General features: G+C 52.3%; 18 protein-coding genes. All 18 read left to right on the top strand.

Translation table 11 applies throughout. The features are described 5' to 3' along the window. Window positions 1-330: 330 nt before the first annotated feature. On the top strand, window positions 331-1341 hold the full coding sequence (gene cra / locus JK216_RS09745) for a catabolite repressor/activator (RefSeq protein ID WP_212709367.1): 1011 nt from the start codon (window positions 331-333) through the stop codon (window positions 1339-1341). A gap of 397 nt (window positions 1342-1738) precedes the next feature. Next, complete coding sequence (mraZ, locus tag JK216_RS09740) at window positions 1739-2194, top strand: division/cell wall cluster transcriptional repressor MraZ (protein WP_212709366.1); 456 nt, start codon at window positions 1739-1741, stop codon at window positions 2192-2194. A 3-nt stretch (window positions 2195-2197) separates the two neighbouring features. Further along, window positions 2198-3139 (top strand): 16S rRNA (cytosine(1402)-N(4))-methyltransferase RsmH, encoded by a 942-nt coding sequence (gene rsmH / locus JK216_RS09735; protein WP_212709365.1) that lies wholly within the window; start codon window positions 2198-2200, stop codon window positions 3137-3139. Beyond that, on the top strand, window positions 3136-3456 hold the full coding sequence (gene ftsL, locus JK216_RS09730; RefSeq protein WP_212709364.1) for a cell division protein FtsL: 321 nt from the start codon (window positions 3136-3138) through the stop codon (window positions 3454-3456). The genes rsmH and ftsL overlap by 4 nt, the downstream gene beginning before the upstream one ends. Window positions 3457-3471: 15 nt before the next feature. Continuing rightward, window positions 3472-5238 carry a peptidoglycan glycosyltransferase FtsI gene (locus JK216_RS09725; RefSeq protein WP_212709363.1) on the top strand — a complete coding sequence of 589 codons (1767 nt, stop codon included), beginning with the start codon at window positions 3472-3474 and terminating at the stop codon, window positions 5236-5238. Next, the gene (murE, locus tag JK216_RS09720; RefSeq protein WP_212711594.1) at window positions 5225-6712 is read left to right on the top strand and encodes a UDP-N-acetylmuramoyl-L-alanyl-D-glutamate--2,6-diaminopimelate ligase; all 1488 of its coding nucleotides are present in this window, start codon (window positions 5225-5227) and stop codon (window positions 6710-6712) included. The genes JK216_RS09725 and murE overlap by 14 nt, the downstream gene beginning before the upstream one ends. Then, the gene (murF, locus tag JK216_RS09715; RefSeq protein ID WP_212709361.1) at window positions 6709-8073 is read left to right on the top strand and encodes a UDP-N-acetylmuramoyl-tripeptide--D-alanyl-D-alanine ligase; all 1365 of its coding nucleotides are present in this window, start codon (window positions 6709-6711) and stop codon (window positions 8071-8073) included. The genes murE and murF overlap by 4 nt, the downstream gene beginning before the upstream one ends. After that, window positions 8067-9149, top strand: a complete 1083-nt coding sequence (mraY, locus tag JK216_RS09710; protein WP_212709360.1) for a phospho-N-acetylmuramoyl-pentapeptide-transferase — start codon at window positions 8067-8069, stop codon at window positions 9147-9149. The genes murF and mraY overlap by 7 nt, the downstream gene beginning before the upstream one ends. A 2-nt stretch (window positions 9150-9151) precedes the next feature. Further along, complete coding sequence (gene murD / locus JK216_RS09705; protein ID WP_212711593.1) at window positions 9152-10468, top strand: UDP-N-acetylmuramoyl-L-alanine--D-glutamate ligase; 1317 nt, start codon at window positions 9152-9154, stop codon at window positions 10466-10468. Next, a complete protein-coding gene (gene ftsW, locus JK216_RS09700; RefSeq protein WP_212709358.1) occupies window positions 10468-11694 on the top strand; it encodes a cell division protein FtsW in 1227 nt (408 codons plus the stop codon). The genes murD and ftsW overlap by 1 nt, the downstream gene beginning before the upstream one ends. Next, complete coding sequence (gene murG, locus JK216_RS09695) at window positions 11691-12749, top strand: undecaprenyldiphospho-muramoylpentapeptide beta-N-acetylglucosaminyltransferase (RefSeq protein WP_212709357.1); 1059 nt, start codon at window positions 11691-11693, stop codon at window positions 12747-12749. Before ftsW ends, murG begins: the two co-directional genes overlap by 4 nt. A 65-nt stretch (window positions 12750-12814) precedes the next feature. Then, window positions 12815-14290, top strand: coding sequence for a UDP-N-acetylmuramate--L-alanine ligase (gene murC, locus JK216_RS09690; RefSeq protein WP_212709356.1), 1476 nt, complete (start codon window positions 12815-12817; stop codon window positions 14288-14290). Beyond that, on the top strand, window positions 14283-15203 hold the full coding sequence (locus JK216_RS09685; RefSeq protein ID WP_212711592.1) for a D-alanine--D-alanine ligase: 921 nt from the start codon (window positions 14283-14285) through the stop codon (window positions 15201-15203). Before murC ends, JK216_RS09685 begins: the two co-directional genes overlap by 8 nt. 1 nt (window position 15204) lies before the next feature. Next, window positions 15205-16044, top strand: coding sequence for a cell division protein FtsQ (ftsQ, locus tag JK216_RS09680; RefSeq protein WP_212709354.1), 840 nt, complete (start codon window positions 15205-15207; stop codon window positions 16042-16044). Then, on the top strand, window positions 16041-17297 hold the full coding sequence (gene ftsA / locus JK216_RS09675) for a cell division protein FtsA (RefSeq protein ID WP_212709353.1): 1257 nt from the start codon (window positions 16041-16043) through the stop codon (window positions 17295-17297). The genes ftsQ and ftsA overlap by 4 nt, the downstream gene beginning before the upstream one ends. 71 nt (window positions 17298-17368) lie before the next feature. Beyond that, complete coding sequence (gene ftsZ, locus JK216_RS09670; RefSeq protein ID WP_212709352.1) at window positions 17369-18523, top strand: cell division protein FtsZ; 1155 nt, start codon at window positions 17369-17371, stop codon at window positions 18521-18523. Between the two features lie 100 nt (window positions 18524-18623). After that, window positions 18624-19541, top strand: a complete 918-nt coding sequence (lpxC, locus tag JK216_RS09665; RefSeq protein ID WP_212709351.1) for a UDP-3-O-acyl-N-acetylglucosamine deacetylase — start codon at window positions 18624-18626, stop codon at window positions 19539-19541. Between the two features lie 253 nt (window positions 19542-19794). Further along, a complete protein-coding gene (gene secM, locus JK216_RS09660) occupies window positions 19795-20301 on the top strand; it encodes a secA translation cis-regulator SecM (protein WP_212709350.1) in 507 nt (168 codons plus the stop codon). Window positions 20302-20349 lie beyond the last annotated feature (48 nt).

Raw genomic sequence — 20349 nt, 5'->3', positions numbered from 1 at the left:
AACGATCTGCCGCACAGGCCCGGAGTGCAGAGGGCGCGGCCATTGCGCCCTTTGCCTGGTCGCCCGCAGCGGGGCAGTAAAAAATGACTTTACGTAATGGCGAACAGAACCCTGGCGGATTGATATATTGCATGTCAGCGCAAACGTTACGTCACAGCCCCCGGCCATTGAGCCCTCCCGGACTTATATATTCAAACCAACTCAAAAACTGATTCTCCGATAAAACGGTTGCTCCGGTGTGCTATCTGCGCTTAGATCATATCTTCAATTAAGATATTGCCCGCCGGGTTTAACCATTCACAGCGGGATAATCTGTGTGGCGGGGTGAAAGTGAAACTGGATGAAATTGCACGTCTGGCAGGGGTTTCCAGGACGACAGCGAGTTATGTGATCAATGGCAAGGCCAGGCAATACCGGGTCAGTGAAAAAACGGTAGAGAAAGTGATGGCCATCGTCCGTGAATATAATTATCAGCCGAATGCGGTTGCCGCCGGATTACGTGCCGGGCGGACACGCTCTATCGGGCTGGTTATTCCGGATCTGGAGAATACCAGCTACACCCGCATTGCTAAGTATCTGGAGTTACAGGCAAGACAACGGGGCTATCAGTTACTGATTGCCTGCTCCGAAGATCAGCCTGATAACGAAATCCGCTGCATTGAACATCTGCTGCAGCGTAAAGTGGATGCACTGATTGTTTCGACCTCTCTCCCCCCGGAGCACCCTTTCTATCAGCGCTGGGTTGACGGGCCTTTGCCAATAATTGCCCTCGACCGTGCGCTGGATCGTGAGCATTTCACCAGTGTGGTCGGTGCCGATCAGGAAGATGCCTTCGCGCTTTCCAGTGAGTTACGTAAGCAGCCGGTAGATAATGTCCTGTTTCTTGGCGCACTGCCTGAACTGTCCGTGAGTTTTCTGCGTGAACAGGGCTTCCGGGATGCCTGGCAGGGCGATGAACGTAGCGTAAGATTTATTTATAGCAACAGTTTTGAACGCAGTGCAGCCGCTGAAACCTTTGTCCGCTACCTGGAAAATAATCCGATGCCGTCAGCCTTGTTTACTACCTCTTTCGGGCTACTGCAGGGAATGATGGATGCCTGTTTACGGGTGAATGGTCATTTACCCGGCCATGTCTCAATTGCTACCTTCGGGGATAATGAATTGCTGGATTTCCTGGAATGTCCGGTATTGTCTGCCGGGCAGCGGCATCGGGATGTTGCTGAGAGAGTGCTGGAACTGGTGCTGGCCAGCCTGGATGAGCCCAAACGGCCTAAACCCGGATTGACCCGTATCCGTCGTAATCTTTATCAGCGGGGTAAACTGGGGCGTCGTCCCCGCTGACGCCGTCGTATTGCAGGTGTACCCTCCGGTCTGCAGTAGGTTCTGGCCGGGGTTGTTTACTTTTCTCCGGCGAAAGGTGCTTTGATCCCGTTAAGAAATTCCTTAAAATGCCGCGGGTGAATACATTGCCCGAAGTTAACAATTCCGTCGTTCTCGCCGATATTTTTTAACCTTTCCCCGCCGTGTTTTCAATTTATTGTAGTTATTCATTGGGTTAATTCTTCTGTCTCTGCATTTTGTCAGTAATGCCTCTGGAATTACGTGAATTTACCGCAGGAAATAATGTTATTAAGCGACCGTTGTCGCTTGACAAGGATTTCATCCGCTCCGTACACTCAATTAGTGGTAAAATGTGGGGTAAAGTGGTGAAACAGGTTTACTGAGGGGTACAACAGTCATGTTTCGCGGGGCAACGCTGGTTAATCTCGATAGTAAAGGCCGGATAGCAGTGCCTACACGCTACCGGGAAATACTGATCGGAGAGTCTCAGGGGCAAATGGTCTGTACTATTGACCTCCATCAGCCCTGCCTGCTGCTTTATACCCTGCCTGAGTGGGAAGTGATTGAACGAAAGTTGTCACGTCTGTCGACCATGAACCCGGCAGAACGTCGCGTACAACGCTTGTTGCTGGGGCATGCCAGCGAATGTCAGATGGACAGTGCCGGACGGTTATTACTGGCCGGGACACTCAGGCAACATGCCGGTTTACAAAAAGAAATCATGCTGGTCGGCCAGTTTAATAAATTTGAACTGTGGGATGAACAGACCTGGTATCAACAAATCAAGGAAGATATCGAAGCAGAAACTGCTCAGGACGTGTTATCTGAGCGTTTGCAGGATTTATCGCTATAGCTTATGTCGGAAAATTTTAAACATACCACAGTGCTGTTAGACGAAGCGGTCAACGGACTTAACCTTCAGAATGATGGCATCTATATCGATGGCACCTTTGGCCGTGGTGGCCATTCACGTCTGATCCTTTCACAGCTCGGGGAACAGGGGCGTTTAATCGCGATCGACCGGGATCCGCAGGCGATTGCCGCTGCTGCTGAGATAGACGATCCGCGATTTTCTATTATTCACGGGCCTTTTTCAGGGCTGGCGGAGTATGCAGAGTCGCTGGGACTGAACGGAAAGATTAACGGCATATTACTGGACTTAGGGGTTTCATCGCCGCAACTGGATGATGCAGAACGCGGATTCTCTTTTATGCGTGACGGGCCGTTAGATATGCGAATGGATCCTACCCGTGGCCAGTCCGCCGCGGAGTGGCTGTTACAGGCAGAAGAACAGGATATCGCTTTTGTGCTGAAAGCTTATGGTGAAGAACGTTTTGCTAAACGTATCGCCAGAGCAATTGTTGAGCGTAATCGTGAACAGCCGATGACCCGCACCAAAGAGCTGGCGGAGGTTATTTATAACGCGACTCCGGTTAAAGACAAATTTAAGCATCCGGCGACCCGCAGTTTTCAGGCTATCCGTATCTGGGTAAACAGCGAACTGGACGAAATCTCGCAGGCATTGAAAGGTGCACTGACGGTGCTTGCCCCGGGCGGACGTCTTTCGGTGATCAGTTTCCATTCACTGGAAGACCGGCTGGTAAAACGCTTTATGCGCGATCAAAGTCGGGGAGCGCGGGTGCCTGCCGGGTTACCGCTGACCGAAGATCAATTGAAAGCGCTGGGCGGCCGTGAATTAAAAACCCTCGGTAAACTGGTGCCCGGCGAGCAGGAAGTTTCAGATAACCCGCGTGCCCGCAGTTCGGTGTTACGTATCGCCCAGAGGACTGCCGAATGACAGGCAATGAACGTCACAGTCTTCCTGCGATTATCGGTGGTGATCTGTTACGTCATGGCAAATTACCGTTGCTGTTACTTATTGCGGTGCTGGCCTCGGCAATTATGGTGGTGATTACTACCCATAAAACCCGGTTACTTACTGCTCAGCGCGAGCAGTTGGTGCTGGAAAAAGATTCGCTGGATATTGAATGGCGAAATTTGATCCTCGAAGAGAATGCTCTGGGGGATCATAGCCGGGTCGAACGGCTGGCTATCGAAAAGCTTCATATGCAGCATGTTGATCCTTCTCAGGAAAATATTGTGGTTCAACCATAGGAAATCGGTAACGGCATGAGCAGCGCGAAAAAAACGCTGAATTCCAGAAAGTCAGAAAATAAGGCCAGCTTTATAAGCTGGCGTTTTGCGTTACTTTGTGTCGGTATTCTGGTTGCCTTGCTGGGGCTGGTATCACGGGTCGGATATTTACAGGTCGTCAACCCGGATCGTTTAGTTAAAGAGGGGGATCTGCGGTCATTACGGGTGCAGGCTGTCCCGGCTTCCCGTGGCATGATAAGTGATCGCGGTGGCCGGCCTTTAGCGGTAAGTGTGCCGGTGAATGCCGTATGGATAGACCCGAAAGAGCTGAATGAAAAAGGGGGGATCACGCTCGACAGTCGCTGGAAAGCACTGGCTGATGCACTTTCAATGACTCAGGACCAGCTCTACGCGAGGGTCAAAACCAATCCTAACGGCCGTTTTATCTATCTTGCAAGACAGATTAACCCGTCGATTGGCGAATATATTCAGAAACTCAAACTGCCGGGGGTTTACCTGCGGCAGGAATCCCGTCGTTATTATCCGGCAGGCCAGGTAACGGCCCATTTAATAGGTTTTACCAATATCGATGGTATCGGTATTGAAGGTGTCGAAAAAAGTTTTGACCAGTGGCTGACCGGAACGCCGGGTGCACGCACGGTGCGTAAGGATCGCCAGGGGCGGGTAATTGAAGATATTTCTTCCGTCGACAGCCAGGCCGCCCATAATCTTACCCTGAGTATTGATGAACGTCTGCAGGCGCTGGTGTACCGGGAGCTTAACAATGCTGTTGCATTTAACAAGGCCGAGTCAGGCTCTGCCGTACTGGTGGATGTTAATACCGGTGAAGTGCTGGCAATGGCTAACAGCCCCGCATACAACCCGAATAATCTCGGAACAACCACCAAAGATGCGATGCGCAACCGGGCGATCACCGATATTTTTGAGCCGGGATCGACCGTGAAACCGATGGTGGTTATGACCGCGCTGGATCGGGGAGTTGTCCGTGAAGGCAGTGTAATCAATACGGTACCGTACCGGATTAATGGTCATGAAATTAAAGATGTCGCCCGCTATAACGAGCTGACCCTGACCGGAGTATTACAGAAGTCGAGCAATGTCGGGGTTTCCAGGCTGGCATTAGCCATGCCTTCTTCTGCTCTGGCTGAGACTTATGCTCGTTTTGGTCTCGGCAAGCCGACCAACCTCGGTCTGGTGGGTGAAAGTACGGGGATTTACCCTAAAAAACAACGCTGGTCTGATATCGAAAGGGCTACTTTCTCGTTTGGTTATGGCCTGATGGTGACACCATTACAGTTAGCCCGTGTCTACGCGACTATCGGCAGCTACGGCATTGCCAGACCGTTATCGATTACCAAAGTCGATCCTCCGGTCGCCGGTGAACGGGTATTCCCTGAAGCGACCGTGAAAACCGTACTACATATGATGGAAAGTGTCGCACTACCAGGCGGCGGCGGCGTGAAGGCGGCAATTAAAGGGTACCGGATAGCGATCAAAACGGGGACGGCCAAAAAAGTCGGCCCTGATGGTCGTTATATTAATAAATATATCGCCTATACGGCAGGGGTAGCTCCCGCCAGTCATCCGCGTTTTGCTCTGGTGGTCGTGATTAACGATCCACAGGCCGGTAAGTATTACGGCGGGGCAGTTTCAGCTCCGGTATTCGGCGCGATTATGGGAGGGGTGTTACGCACCATGAACATCGAGCCTGATGCCTTACCGGCCAATGAAAATAATGATTTAGTGATTAACCGAAATGAGGTTTCAAGTGACAGATCGTAACTTGCGTGACCTGCTGGCGCCCTGGGTGCCTGGTGCGCCGGAACGTCAGCTGAAAGAAATGACACTGGACAGCCGTACGGCGGCTTCCGGCGATCTGTTTGTGGCAGTGACGGGGCATAGTGTCGACGGGCGCCATTATATTCCCCAGGCCATTGCCCAGGGGGTAGCGGCAGTGATTGCCGAGGCTGACGGTGAGGCCACCGACGGTGATATCCGTGAACTGCATGGCGTGCCGGTGATTTACCTGAAACAGTTGTCTCAGCGTTTATCGGCACTGGCCGGGCGATTTTATGGACAGCCAGCAGAAAAACAGACGCTGATCGGTATTACCGGTACTAACGGAAAAACAACGACCAGCCAGTTACTTGCCCAGTGGGCTCAGCTGTTGGGAGAAACATCCGCAGTTATGGGTACGGTGGGTAATGGTCTATATGGTCATCTTATCCCGAGCGACAATACCACTGGTTCAGCGGTAGATATTCAGCAGCAACTGGCTGGATTAGCCGCACAGGGTGCAACCCTGACGGCCATGGAAGTGTCTTCTCACGGGCTGGTGCAGCACAGGGTTGCAGCATTGCCATTTGCTGCGGCGGTATTTACTAATCTCAGCCGTGATCACCTGGATTACCATGGTGATATGCAAAGCTATGAAGCTGCCAAGTGGTCACTGTTCTCTGAGCATCAGACCGGGCAGGCCATTATTAATGCCGATGACGACACCGGCCGGCGCTGGCTGAGGAAACTGACAGATGCCGTGGCTGTGACTATGCAGGGGCAGATTCCGACAGATCACCATGGCCGCCGTCTGGAAGCGACTCGTATTGAGTATCTGGATAAAGGGGCGAAGGTCTCTTTCCGCTCTGACTGGGGAAGTGGCGAACTTACCAGCCCGCTGATGGGAGCTTTCAATGTCAGCAATATGCTGATGGCGATGTCAACATTACTGGCTCTGGGCTACCCGTCAGCTGCCCTGTGTGAAACGGCGGGGCAGTTACAGCCGGTCTGTGGCCGTATGGAGGTGTTCCATGCACAAGGACGTCCGACGGCGGTGGTTGATTATGCTCATACGCCGGATGCTCTGGAGAAAGCGCTGACGGCGGCCCGTTTACACTGTCGGGGCAAACTGTGGTGTGTGTTTGGCTGTGGCGGTGATCGGGATAAAGGCAAACGCCCGCTGATGGGGGCCATTGCCGAGCAGCTGGCTGATCATGTCGTGATTACGGATGATAATCCTCGCAGTGAGGAACCGCAGGCTATTGTCAGGGATATCCTCAATGGCCTGCTGGATGCAGGCAAGGCTCAGGTCGTACCGGGCCGGGCACGCGCGGTAACCCATACCCTGATGCAGGCTGGTCCGCAGGATATTGTACTGGTGGCGGGAAAAGGCCATGAAGACTATCAGATCATTGGTCAGCGGCGGATGGATTACTCTGACAGAACGACCGTTGCCGCATTGCTGGGGGTATTGGCATGATCAGTGTAACACTGCAACAACTGGCAACATTAGCCCGCGGACAACTGTCCGGAGACCCGCAACTGAGTTTTTCTGCGGTAACGACCGATACCCGTAAAGTCACAGCAGGCTGCCTGTTTGTTGCTTTAATCGGGGAACGCTTCGACGCACATGATTTTATTGCTGACGCCATTAAGGCCGGAGCCTCAGCTCTGCTGGTCAGTAAACCTCTGCCTGTGGATATTCCGCAGGTAGTGGTCAGAGATACACGTATTGCGTTTGGCGAACTGGCGGCTTTTGTTCGCCAGCAGGTACCGGCCCGGGTTGTAGCCCTGACCGGTTCTTCGGGAAAAACCTCCGTTAAGGAGATGACGGCTTCGATCCTCAGACAATGCGGTAATACCCTGTATACCGCCGGTAACCTGAATAATGATATCGGGGTGCCGATGACTCTGTTACGGCTGACCGGAGAACATCAGTTTGCCGTTATTGAACTGGGGGCTAACCACCAGGGAGAAATCGCCTATACCACGGCAATGGTTCGTCCGGAGGCAGCGCTGGTGAATAACCTGGCTGCGGCACATCTGGAAGGGTTTGGTTCTCTGGCCGGGGTGGCAAAAGCCAAAGGTGAAATTTTTGGCGGATTAACAGAACACGGGATCGCGATACTGAATGATGACAGCAACGACTGGCCGCACTGGCAGGCTCAGCTGTCTGATAAAACGGTCTGGCGTTTTTCTCCGCTGGCAGGCTCCGTCGCCGACTTTCATGCCAGTGATATTGTTGTCAGCGGTGCAGGGACCTCATTTACTTTACATTCTCCTCAGGGAACAGTTGCGATACAACTGCCTCTGCCGGGACGACACAATATTGCGAATGCACTGGCCGCCGCGGCACTGGCGCTGGCTGTCGGTGCGCCGCTTCCGGCGATTGCTGCCGGACTGAGTGAGCTGACACCGGTTGCAGGACGTTTATTCCCGATCAGGCTGTCAGAACATCAGCGTCTGCTTGATGACAGCTATAACGCTAATGTCGGTTCAATGACCGCAGCGGCGCAGGTACTGGGCGAAATGCCGGGCTACCGGATTATGGTGGTCGGGGATATGGCGGAGCTGGGAGACGAAGCCGAACAGTGCCATCGTGCTGTTGGCCTGGCTGCCTGTGAAGCCGGTATCGATAAAGTTCTGAGTGTCGGATTCCTGAGTCAGTACATTTCTCAGGAAAGCCGCCACGGTGAGCATTTTTCCGATAAACCGGCACTGGTTGCCCGGTTACGGACATTATTATCTGAACATCAGGAAGTTACCATTTTGATTAAAGGTTCGAGAAGTGCTGCTATGGAAGATGTGGTTCAGCAATTACAGGAGAAAGTTACATGTTAGTCTGGCTGGCTGAACACCTGGTGCCGTTTTATTCAGGATTTAATATCTTTTCGTACCTGACGTTCCGGGCGATTGTCAGTTTACTGACATCGCTGTTTATCAGTCTGTGGATGGGGCCACGCTTAATCGCCTGGCTGCAAAAATTACAGATTGGCCAGGTTGTCCGTAACGATGGCCCTGAGTCACATTTCAGTAAACGTGGCACGCCGACGATGGGCGGCCTGATGATTCTGACGTCGATTACTATTTCTGTATTAATGTGGGCTTACCCGTCTAACCCTTATGTCTGGTGTGTGCTGGTGGTACTGATTGGTTACGGTATCGTCGGTTTTGTCGATGACTACCGCAAAGTGGTACGTAAAGATACCAAGGGACTGATCGCTCGCTGGAAATATTTCTGGCAGTCAGTGATCGCCCTTGGGGTTGCTTTTGCCCTGTATGCCATCGGTAAAGATACCCCGGCCACTCAGCTGGTTGTCCCTTTCTTTAAAGATGTGATGCCTCAGTTAGGGATCAGCTATCTGCTGCTGACCTACTTTGTGATTGTCGGTACCAGCAATGCGGTTAACCTGACCGATGGGCTGGACGGTCTGGCGATTATGCCAACCGTATTTGTCGCGGCTGGCTTTGGTCTGGTCGCCTGGGCAACCGGTAACGTAAATTTTGCAGAGTATCTGCATATCCCCTATCTGCGTCATGCGGGTGAGCTGGTGATTGTCTGTACGGCGATTGTCGGGGCAGGGCTGGGCTTTCTTTGGTTTAACACTTATCCGGCACAGGTGTTTATGGGTGATGTCGGCTCACTGGCCCTGGGCGGTGCATTAGGGACGATTGCCGTATTATTACGTGAAGAGTTTTTGCTGGTGATTATGGGAGGGGTCTTTGTCGTAGAGACACTTTCGGTCATCTTGCAGGTCGGGTCATTTAAGCTTCGCGGGCAGCGTATCTTCCGGATGGCACCTATTCATCACCATTATGAATTGAAGGGCTGGCCTGAGCCGCGCGTGATTGTACGCTTCTGGATTATTTCATTAATGCTGGTTCTGATTGGGCTGGCGACCCTTAAGGTACGTTAATTATGACTGACTATCGGGGCAGGAAAGTTGTCATTATCGGACTCGGGCTTACCGGCCTGTCCTGTGTTGATTTCTTTTTAGCGCGCGGGGTTATACCCCGCGTGATTGATACCCGAGTCTCTCCGCCGGGGCTGGATAAATTACCGGAAGCCCCGCAGCGTCATCTCGGGGGGATCAACGAGGACTGGCTGCTGGAGGCAGATTTGATTGTCGCCAGCCCGGGAATGGCGTTGTCACACCCGGCACTGGCGTCGGCCGCTGACGCCGGTGTGGAAATTGTGGGCGATGTCGAGTTGTTCTGTCGGGAAGTTCGTGCCCCGGTAGTGGCTATTACCGGTTCTAATGGTAAAAGCACGGTGACCACCCTGGTCGGTGAAATGGCCAAAGCGGCGGGCTGGCAGGTGGGGGTCGGCGGTAATATTGGTTTACCGGTACTGTCCCTGCTGGATACTCCAGCTCAGCTTTATGTGCTGGAACTGTCCAGCTTTCAGCTGGAAACCACCCATAGCCTGGCGGCAGCGGCGGCAACCATTCTGAATGTGACCGAAGACCATATGGACCGTTATCCGCTGGGAATGCAGCAATACCGCGCAGCAAAATTACGTATTTATGAAAATGCCCGCGTCTGTGTGGTAAATGCCGACGATGGCCTGACGATGCCGGTGCGCGGTGTGGATGAGCGTTGTATCAGTTTCGGGGTGAATATCGGTGATTATCATCTGAATACCCAGCAGGGAAGTACCTGGTTACGGGTAAACGGCGAAAAGGTACTGGATACCCGCGAAATGCAGCTGACCGGACAGCATAATTATACCAATGCATTAGCCGCGCTGGCGCTGGCGGATGCCGTCGGTTTACCCCGCGCCACCAGCCTGAAAGCGCTGACCACCTTTCCGGGGCTGAGCCACCGTTTCTGTCTGGCGTACCGCAACAACGGGGTGGACTGGATTAATGATTCAAAGGCGACCAATGTCGGCAGTACCGAAGCCGCGCTGAAAGGGTTAAAAGTTCAGGGTACATTATGGCTGCTGCTGGGCGGTGACGGTAAATCTGCGGATTTTTCACCGTTACAGACTTATCTGCAGGCGGACAACCTGAAAATTTATTGCTTTGGCCGGGATGCTGCGGCATTAGCGGCATTGCGTCCTGATGCCTCGGTATGTACCGACACGCTGCAGCAGGCGATGGTCAGGATTGCTTCCCTGACCCGTCCGGGAGATATGGTGTTGCTGTCTCCGGCCTGCGCCAGCCTCGATCAGTTTAAAAATTTTGAGCAGCGTGGTGATCTGTTTACCCGTTTAGCGAAGGAGTTAGGCTAATGCGTATTCCTGGCCTGGCACTGCCGGGCGCATTGTTGATGTCGATTGGTAGCCGGTTAAGAGACTGGGTAATGGGTGCCAGAGAAAGTGATGATACTGCCATTATTCTCTATGACCGAACCCTGTTATGGCTGACCTTTGGCCTGGCGATTATTGGTTTTGTAATGGTGACTTCGGCTTCTGTGCCGGTGGGCCAGAGAATGAACGATGATCCCTTCTATTTTGCCAAACGTGATGCCTTTTATCTCGGGCTGGGATTTGCCATCTCTTTGGTGACCTTACGGTTACCGATGTCGTTCTGGCAGCGTTACAGCAACGTGATGTTACTGGCGTCGGTGGTGATGTTACTGGTGGTACTGGTGGTCGGCAGCTCGGTTAACGGGGCATCGCGCTGGATTGCCCTGGGGCCATTACGTATTCAGCCGGCAGAGTTTTCCAAACTGTCACTGTTCTGTTATCTCGCCAGTTACCTGGTCCGTAAGGTCGATGAAGTCCGGAGTAATATCTGGGGCTTTTTAAAACCGATGGGCGTCATGGTAGTACTGGCAGTGTTATTGCTGGCTCAGCCTGACCTCGGGACAGTGATTGTTCTGTTTGTAACTACCCTGGCCATGTTGTTTCTGGCCGGGGCCAAGCTATGGCAGTTCCTGGCGATTATCGGCTCCGGAATCTTTGCTGTAATACTGCTGATTATTGCGGAACCCTACCGTATGCGGCGTGTCACGTCGTTCTGGAATCCGTGGGCGGATCCTTTTGGCAGTGGTTATCAGCTGACCCAGTCATTGATGGCTTTTGGCCGCGGTGAATTCTGGGGTCAGGGGCTGGGGAACTCGGTACAGAAACTGGAGTATTTACCCGAAGCGCATACGGATTTTATCTTCTCGATTATTGGTGAAGAACTCGGCTTTTTCGGTGTAGTACTGGCACTTTTGATGGTATTCTTCGTCGCTTTTCGTGCTATGTCCATTGGCCGCAGGGCCCTGGAGATGGAACAACGTTTTTCGGGATTCCTGGCATGTGCCATTGGTGTCTGGTTTAGCTTTCAGGCTCTGGTCAATGTCGGGGCGGCAGCCGGTATGTTACCGACCAAAGGTCTGACGTTACCGTTGATCAGTTATGGTGGTTCCAGCCTGATCATTATGTCGACAGCAATAGTGTTGTTATTACGAATAGATTATGAAACACGTCTGACCAAAGCTCAGGCGTTTACCCGGAGTGCTCGATGAGTGGCAAACGACTGATGGTCATGGCCGGAGGCACTGGCGGACATGTGTTCCCCGGCCTGGCGGTGGCCCATTATCTGATGGAGCAAGGCTGGCAGGTACGCTGGCTGGGAACCGCAGATCGCATGGAAGCCGATTTGGTACCAAAACATGGTATTGATATCGACTTCATCCGTATCAGCGGGTTACGTGGTAAGGGCGTTAAAGCACAGTTGCTGGCACCCTGGCGGATTTTTACCGCATGGCGTCAGGCCCGGGCAATCATGAAAGCCTGGAAACCGGATGTTGTGCTGGGGATGGGGGGATATGTCTCCGGTCCCGGCGGTCTGGCAGCCTGGAGTTGCGGTATTCCGGTGGTACTGCATGAACAAAATGGTATCGCGGGCCTGACAAATAAAGGGTTATCGAAGATAGCCAGCAAAGTGATGCAGGCTTTCCCCGGTGCGTTTGCGGATGCGGAAGTCGTGGGTAATCCGGTGCGTACTGATGTACTGGCCCTGCCCGGCCCCGCGCGGCGTTTTGCCGACAGAGAAGGCCCGATCAGGGTACTGGTGATTGGCGGTAGCCAGGGGGCGAGGATCCTTAATCAGACAATGCCGCAGGTTGCCGAAAAAGCCGGTGACAGTATTACCCTCTGGCACCAGACCGGGAAAGGTGCCCTTGAGGCGGTGAATGCTCTCTATGCCAGTGCCGGACAAACAGGGCATCGGGTGGCGGAATTTATCGATGATATGGCCGAAGCCTATGCCTGGGCGGATGTGGTGGTTTGTCGTTCCGGGGCTCTGACGGTCAGCGAGATAGCCGCCGCAGGCCTGCCAGCGATTTTTGTGCCTTTTCAGCATAAAGACCGGCAGCAGTACTGGAATGCCTTGCCTCTGGAAAAAGCCGGTGCGGCAAAAATTTTTGAACAGCCGGATTTTACTGCGCAGGTTGTGGCAGAGACTCTGGCTGGATGGGATCGTCAGCAATTACTGGCGATGGCCTTAAAAGCCCGCGCAATAGCGATCCCTGATGCAACAGAACGTGTAGCAAATGAAGTGGCGAAAGCCGCCGGATGAATAATGCTCTTAATGAGCGGCTGCCCTGCGAGGCGGGGAACAGTGATAACAGGTAGTGTGAATAAATGAATACTCAGCAATTAGCAAAACTTCGCTCTGTTGTGCCTGAAATGCGTCGGGTCAGGCATATCCATTTTGTCGGTATCGGTGGTGCCGGCATGGGCGGTATTGCTGAAGTGTTAGCCAATGAAGGTTATCAGATCAGTGGTTCTGATCTGGCGCCAAATCCGGTCACTCAGCATCTGAGCGCTTTGGGTGCAACCCTCTATTTTAATCATCGTCCGGAAAATGTGATCGATGCCAGTGTAGTGGTGGTATCCAGTGCCATTTCGCAGGATAACCCGGAACTGGTGGCGGCCCGTGAAGCCCGGATTCCGGTGATCCGCCGCGCAGAGATGCTGGCCGAACTGATGCGCTTCCGTCACGGTATTGCGGTTGCCGGTACCCACGGCAAAACTACCACGACGGCCATGGTTTCCAGTATCTATGCCGAAGGTGGTCTTGATCCGACTTTCGTGAATGGCGGACTGGTAAAAGCAGCCGGTACTCATGCACGTTTAGGCAGCAGCCGTTACCTGATTGCAGAAGCCGATGAAAGTGATGCCTCATTTTTACATTTGCAGCCGATGGTTGCGATTGTGACCAATATTGAAGCAGACCATATGGACACTTATCAGGGGGATTTTGAGAACCTGAAACAGACGTTCGTTAATTTTCTGCATAACCTGCCGTTCTATGGCCGGGCGGTGCTCTGTGTGGACGATCCGGTGATCCGCGAACTGATACCACGTATCGGGCGGCAGATTACGACTTACGGATTCAGTGAAGATGCTGATGTCAGGATCGAAGATTATCAGCAGCACGGAGCGCAGGGGCATTTCCGCGTCATCCGCCAGGATAAACCGGTGCTGAATGTCACCCTGAATGCACCCGGCCGGCATAATGCGCTGAATGCAGCTGCAGCAGTCAGTGTTGCCAGCGAAGAAGGTATTGATGATGCTGATATTCTGGCGGCATTAGAAAGTTTTCAGGGCACCGGACGGCGTTTTGATCTGCTGGGGGAATACCCGACAGAGCCGGTAAATGGTCTGCCGGGGAGCGCTATGCTGGTCGATGATTATGGTCACCATCCGACAGAAGTGGATGCCACCATCAAGGCGGCACGTGCCGGATGGCCGGATAAAAAGCTGGTGATGATCTTCCAGCCTCACCGCTATACCCGTACCCGCGATCTGTTTGATGATTTCGCCAATGTTCTGTGTCAGGCCGATGCACTGCTGATGCTGGATGTTTACCCGGCCGGTGAAACACCGATTGCCGGTGCCGACAGCCGGGCGCTGTGCCGCTCTATCCGTAACCGTGGCAAGGTCGACCCTATCCTGGTGGCCGATAACGAAATGCTGTCCGAGATGCTGGCTCCGGTACTGAGCGGAAATGATCTTATTCTGGCCCAGGGGGCCGGGACAGTCGGACGTATTGCCCGTACCCTTGCCGATCATAAATTGCAACACACTGACCGGGCGGAGCAGCAGCATGACTGAGAAAATTGCTGTTCTGATGGGCGGTACTTCCGCCGAACGTGAAGTGTCACTGGATTCCGGACGTGCGGTGCTGGCCGGATTACGGGCTGCCGGACTGGATGCCGCCGGCATTGATACCCGTGATCATTCGGTACTTGAACTCAGGCAGCAGGGGTTCACCAGAGCATTTATTGCGTTGCATGGCCGTGGCGGTGAAGATGGTACCCTGCAGGCAATACTGGACTTTACAGGGCTGCCTTATACCGGGAGCGGGGTGATGGCTTCGGCCATCACTATGGATAAAGTGCGTTGTAAGCTGTTATGGCAGGGGGCCGGATTACCGACCAGTCGTTTCGTATGGCTGACCCGTCAGCAGCTGACCGCAGGTCTGGATAACGCCGTCAGTGAACAGATCGCTGCACTCGGGCTGCCGTTATTTGTAAAACCTGGTAACGAAGGCTCCAGCGTCGGTATTAGCCGGGTGAATCATCCGGATGAGCTGATGGATGCATTAGCACTGGCGTTTCAATACGATAACGATGTTCTGGTGGAAGCTTTTCTCAGCGGTGCTGAGTATACGGTTGCAATTGTTGGCGATAAAGTTCTGCCTTCGATACGAATTCAGGCTAAAACAGAATTTTACGACTACAATGCAAAGTATCTTGCTGATGACACAGAATATTTTTGCCCGTCAGGATTAGATGAGCAACAACAGAATTTACTGAATGAATTAGTGATGGCGGCATGGCACTCTTTAGGCTGTCGTGGATGGGGCCGTGTCGATGTAATGATGGATGCTGAAGGTCATTTTCAGCTGTTAGAGGTTAACACATCGCCTGGTATGACCAGCCATAGTCTGGTGCCGATGGCGGCGAAGCAGGCAGGTATCGAATTTTCGCAGTTGGTGACCACTATTCTGGAGTTAACAGACTGATATGTCTCAGGCGGCTTTAAATACACGGAACCGGGAACCACAGGATCGTATGGGATCCGGACGTAGTAATGGATCGCGCCTGTTCGGAATGATCTTCTTATTACTGGTTGTCGGTACCATGGTACTGGGCGGAGTGATGGTACTGAAATGGATGGATGATGCGTCCCGCTTACCACTATCAAAACTGGTAGTGACCGGCGAAACCCGTTACACCACCCATGATGATATTCGCCAGGCCATTTTGTCCCTCGGGCCGCCCGGCACTTTTATGTCGCAAAATGTTGATGTGATACAGCAACAGATAGAGCGGCTTCCCTGGATAAAACAGGTAAGTGTACGTAAACAGTGGCCTGATGAATTAAAGATTCATCTGGTTGAATATGTTCCCGTAGCCCGCTGGAATGATCAGAATGTTGTTGATGCGGACGGTGTTTCTTTCAGTTTACCGGTGAACCAGGCCGGGCAGCAGTCCATGCCGATGTTGTATGGGCCTGAAGGCAGTGAGAAAGAAGTGATGGCCGGATTCTATCAGATGAGTGATATGTTAAAGCCATCAAAAATTACCCTGAAAGCCGCATCCATGACAGCAAGGCGTTCATGGCAACTGGTGACCAGCGACGATATGAAAATCGAACTGGGACGTGATGAAACAATGAAGCGCCTTCAGCGCTTTATTGACCTCGACCCGGTACTGCTTCGGCAGGCACAGGCAGAGAACAAACGGATAGGTTATGTGGACTTGCGCTATGAGTCCGGTGCGGCTGTTGGTTGGGTGGCCGCCCCGGTCGATCCACAAAACAGTAATCAGCAACACAAGCAGGCACAGGCTGAACAACAATGATCAAGGCAACGGACAGAAAACTTGTAGTAGGACTTGAAATCGGCACCGCTAAGGTTGCTGCCCTTGTTGGGGAGATTCTGCCCGATGGTATGGTAAACATTATCGGGGTAGGCAGCTGCCCGTCCCGCGGGATGGATAAAGGCGGAGTGAACGACCTTGAGTCGGTAGTGAAGTGTGTTCAGCGGGCCATTGACCAGGCTGAACTGATGGCGGACTGTCAGATATCGTCAGTTTACCTGGCACTTTCCGGTAAACATATTAGCTGTCAGAACGAAATCGGGATGGTTCCGATTTCAGAAGAGGAAGTAACCCAGGATGATGTTGAGAATGTGGTGCATACGGCGAAATCCGTGCGTGTCCGTGATGAACATCGTATTCTGCATGTTATTCCTCAGGAATACGCCATCGATTATCAGGAAGGGATTAAAAACCCGGTAGGATTATCGGGGGTCAGAATGCAGGCGAAAGTGCACCTGATCACTTGTCATAACGATATGGCGAAAAACATTGTCAAAGCCGTGGAACGCTGCGGACTGAAAGTTGACCAGCTGATTTTTGCCGGACTGGCATCCAGCTATGCGGTATTAACCGAAGATGAGCGCGAGCTGGGTGTCTGTGTGGTTGATATTGGTGGTGGTACAATGGATATGGCGGTATACACCGGTGGCGCTTTGCGTCATACCAAAGTTATCCCTTATGCGGGGAACGTGGTCACCAGTGATATTGCCTATGCTTTCGGTACACCGCCGACAGATGCTGAAGCGATTAAAGTCCGTCATGGCTGCGCGTTAGGTTCGATGGTTGGCAAAGACGAAAATGTCGAAGTGCCGAGCGTTGGCGGACGTCCGCCACGCAGTCTGCAACGTCAGACTCTGGCAGAAGTTATCGAACCACGTTACACGGAATTGTTAAACCTGGTGAACGACGAAATCCTTGAATTACAGGAACAGTTACGTCAGCAGGGAGTGAAACATCATCTGGCGGCCGGTATTGTGTTAACCGGCGGGGCAGGGCAGATAGAAGGTCTTGCCGCCTGTGCACAACGGGTATTCCATACCCAGGTGCGTATTGGCCAGCCATTGAATATTACCGGTCTGACTGACTATGCGCAGGAACCTTACTATTCAACAGCCGTGGGCTTGTTGCATTACGGTAAGGAATCGCACATGGGGGGTGAGGGCGATAACGAAAAAAGAGCATCGGTCGGCGGCTGGTTTAAACGAATCAACAGCTGGCTGAAAAAAGAGTTTTAATTTTTACTAAAGGAGATCATGCTAACAGCATTTATGGTCTCCAGGCGACAGGCACATAACGGAGAGAAATCATGTTTGAACCTATGGAATTAACCAACGATGCGGTGATAAAAGTCATCGGCGTTGGCGGTGGCGGCGGTAATGCCGTAGAACACATGGTACGTGAGCGTATCGAAGGTGTTGAATTCTTTGCGGTAAATACCGATGCTCAGGCGTTGCGTAAAACGGCTGTTGGCCAGACTATCCAGATTGGTAATAACATTACCAAAGGTCTGGGGGCCGGTGCTAACCCTGAAGTCGGCCGTAATTCAGCCGAAGAAGACAGGGAAGCACTGCGTGCGGCCCTGGATGGCGCTGATATGGTATTTATCGCCGCCGGTATGGGTGGTGGTACTGGTACCGGTGCCGCCCCGGTTGTGGCTGAAGTGGCTAAAGACCTGGGTATTCTGACGGTAGCGGTGGTCACTAAACCGTTTAACTTTGAAGGCAAAAAGCGTATGGCTTTTGCCGAGCAGGGAATTGCTGAACTTTCCAAGCATGTGGATTCATTAATTACTATCCCGAATGATAAGCTGCTGAAAGTGCTGGGGCGTGGTATTTCATTACTGGATGCTTTTGGCGCGGCGAATGATGTATTAAAAGGTGCGGTTCAGGGTATTGCTGAACTGATTACCCGTCCGGGTCTGATGAACGTCGACTTTGCAGACGTACGTACCGTGATGTCAGAGATGGGGTACGCCATGATGGGCTCAGGTGTTGCCTGTGGTGAAGACCGTGCGGAAGAAGCCGCTGAAATGGCAATTTCCAGCCCGCTGCTGGAAGATATCGATCTGTCCGGTGCCCGCGGAGTACTGGTTAACATCACTGCCGGCTTTGACCTGCGTCTGGATGAGTTTGAGACGGTGGGTAATACTATCCGTGCTTTCGCTTCAGACAATGCGACCGTGGTTATCGGTACGTCTCTGGACCCGGAAATGAACGACGAACTGCGCGTGACTGTGGTAGCAACCGGTATTGGTATGGACAAACGTCCTGAAATCACTCTGGTGACCAATAAAACGGCCAGCCAGCCAGTGATGGATCATCGTTATCAGCAGCACGGTATGACTCCGTTACCTCAGGAGCAGAAACCGGCGGCGAAAGTGGTTAATGACCCGGCAGGCCAGGCGAATAAAGAACCTGACTATCTGGATATTCCGGCATTTTTACGCAAGCAGGCTGACTAAGAATATACCGATATTTGGCCTTGCTCGCTCTTTGTGCTAAAATGGCGGCCATTAAGTAGTGTATAGTCACGAACAAAAGTAATATTGCGAGATTAATACGATGATCAAACAAAGGACATTAAAACGTATTGTTCAGGCGACAGGTATCGGTTTACATACCGGTAAGAAAGTCAGCCTGACACTGCGCCCTGCGCCGGCCAACACCGGGGTCATCTATCGTCGCACTGACTTGAATCCACCGGTAGATTTCCCGGCTGATGCAAAATACGTGCGCGATACCATGCTGAGCACCTGCCTGGTTAACGATGAAGGGGTGCGTATTTCAACCGTTGAGCATTTAAACTCAGCGCTGGCCGGACTGGGTATCGATAACATTATTGTTGAAGTCGATGCGCCGGAAATCCCGATTATGGATGGCAGCGCTGCGCCGTTTGTTTACCTTCTGCTGGATGCAGGGGTAGAGGAACTGAACAGTGCTAAGAAATTTGTTCGTATTAAACAAGCGGTTCGTGTTGAAGACGGTGATAAATGGGCAGAGCTGACTCCTTATAATGGTTTCTCTCTCGACTTTACTATCGATTTTAAACACCCGGCGATTGATTCAAGTTCACAACGTTATCAGCTGAACTTTTCCGCCGATGCGTTTGTTCGCCAGATTAGCCGTGCCCGTACCTTCGGTTTTATGCATGAAATTGAGTATCTGCAGTCTCGTGGCCTGTGCCTGGGCGGAAGTCTTGACTGTGCGATTGGCCTTGATGAATTTCGTGTCCTGAACGAAGAAGGTCTGCGTTTTGAAGACGAGTTTGTACGTCACAAAATGCTGGATGCTATCGGTGACTTATTTATGTGTGGCCATAATGTGATTGGCGCTTTCAGCGCTTATAAATCCGGCCATGCTCTGAATAATAAGTTACTGCAGGCAGTACTGGCAAAACAGGAAGCCTGGGAATGGGCGACCTTCGAAGATGACAAAGAATTGCCACAGGCCTTCCAGGCACCGAATCTGGTTCTGGCCTGATAGCCTCTGATAACAGCAGGTATTACTGATACTCTCTCCGGTCAGTAAGCCTGCTGTTTTTTTTACCTCTCTGTTTCGCTGAAAAAAACATCATAAACACCTGATTTCTGCCCCCGTTTCTTATTCTCTGATGTTGAAAACCACCATTAGTGTTACTATCTCTTCTCTATCAGATGACATATCCGGCCGGCTTTCGCAGGGATAGCTGAATGTACCCCCGGAAATGCAGGTATCAGTTTTCAATGGACAGACAGTGATCGGAATTTTTGCACGTTGGCGACAACTTGGCATGCGTTATTTCTGGCCGCATCTCCTTCTGGGGATGGTCGCGGCGAGTCTTGGCTTGCCGGTAGCAAATGCTCAGGTGGTTGAGTCTGGTAACGGTACCGATGTCCCTGCCAATACATTATTCATTGGTCATGCCGCCCGGTTTGAGAACCTGCTTCGTATTCGCGATACGGTGCGCCGTCCGGGGCTGAGTGTTGACTACTGGCATCAGCATGCCATCAGAGTGGTGATACGCCACCTGTCTTTTTCTTTACCGCAGCTTCAGCCCGAAGCTCAGCAGCAATTACTGCCGCTGACAGTTCAAAAAATCGCGGTATTACAATCGCTGCATGCATTACTGACTAACGGGCGACCAGCCGTCAGTCCTTCCCCCGGGCGGACGTTGATCTATACCGGTAAGCTTGCTGTTTTTAATAGCGGCCTTTGGCTGGCGGGCGTTCAGGGTATCCGGGCCGGGCCTGTTAGCGTCTGAACCCTGATATTCGTTGATTCCCTGATTTTTTGCAGCCCAAATTGCTGA

The sequence above is a fragment of the Tatumella sp. JGM94 genome (genome assembly GCF_018257595.1).
In the GTDB taxonomy this organism is placed as follows: domain Bacteria; phylum Pseudomonadota; class Gammaproteobacteria; order Enterobacterales; family Enterobacteriaceae; genus Tatumella; species Tatumella punctata.
The sequence above is the reverse complement of the archived record's forward strand: the minus strand, read 5'-3'. Positions and strand labels throughout refer to the sequence as shown.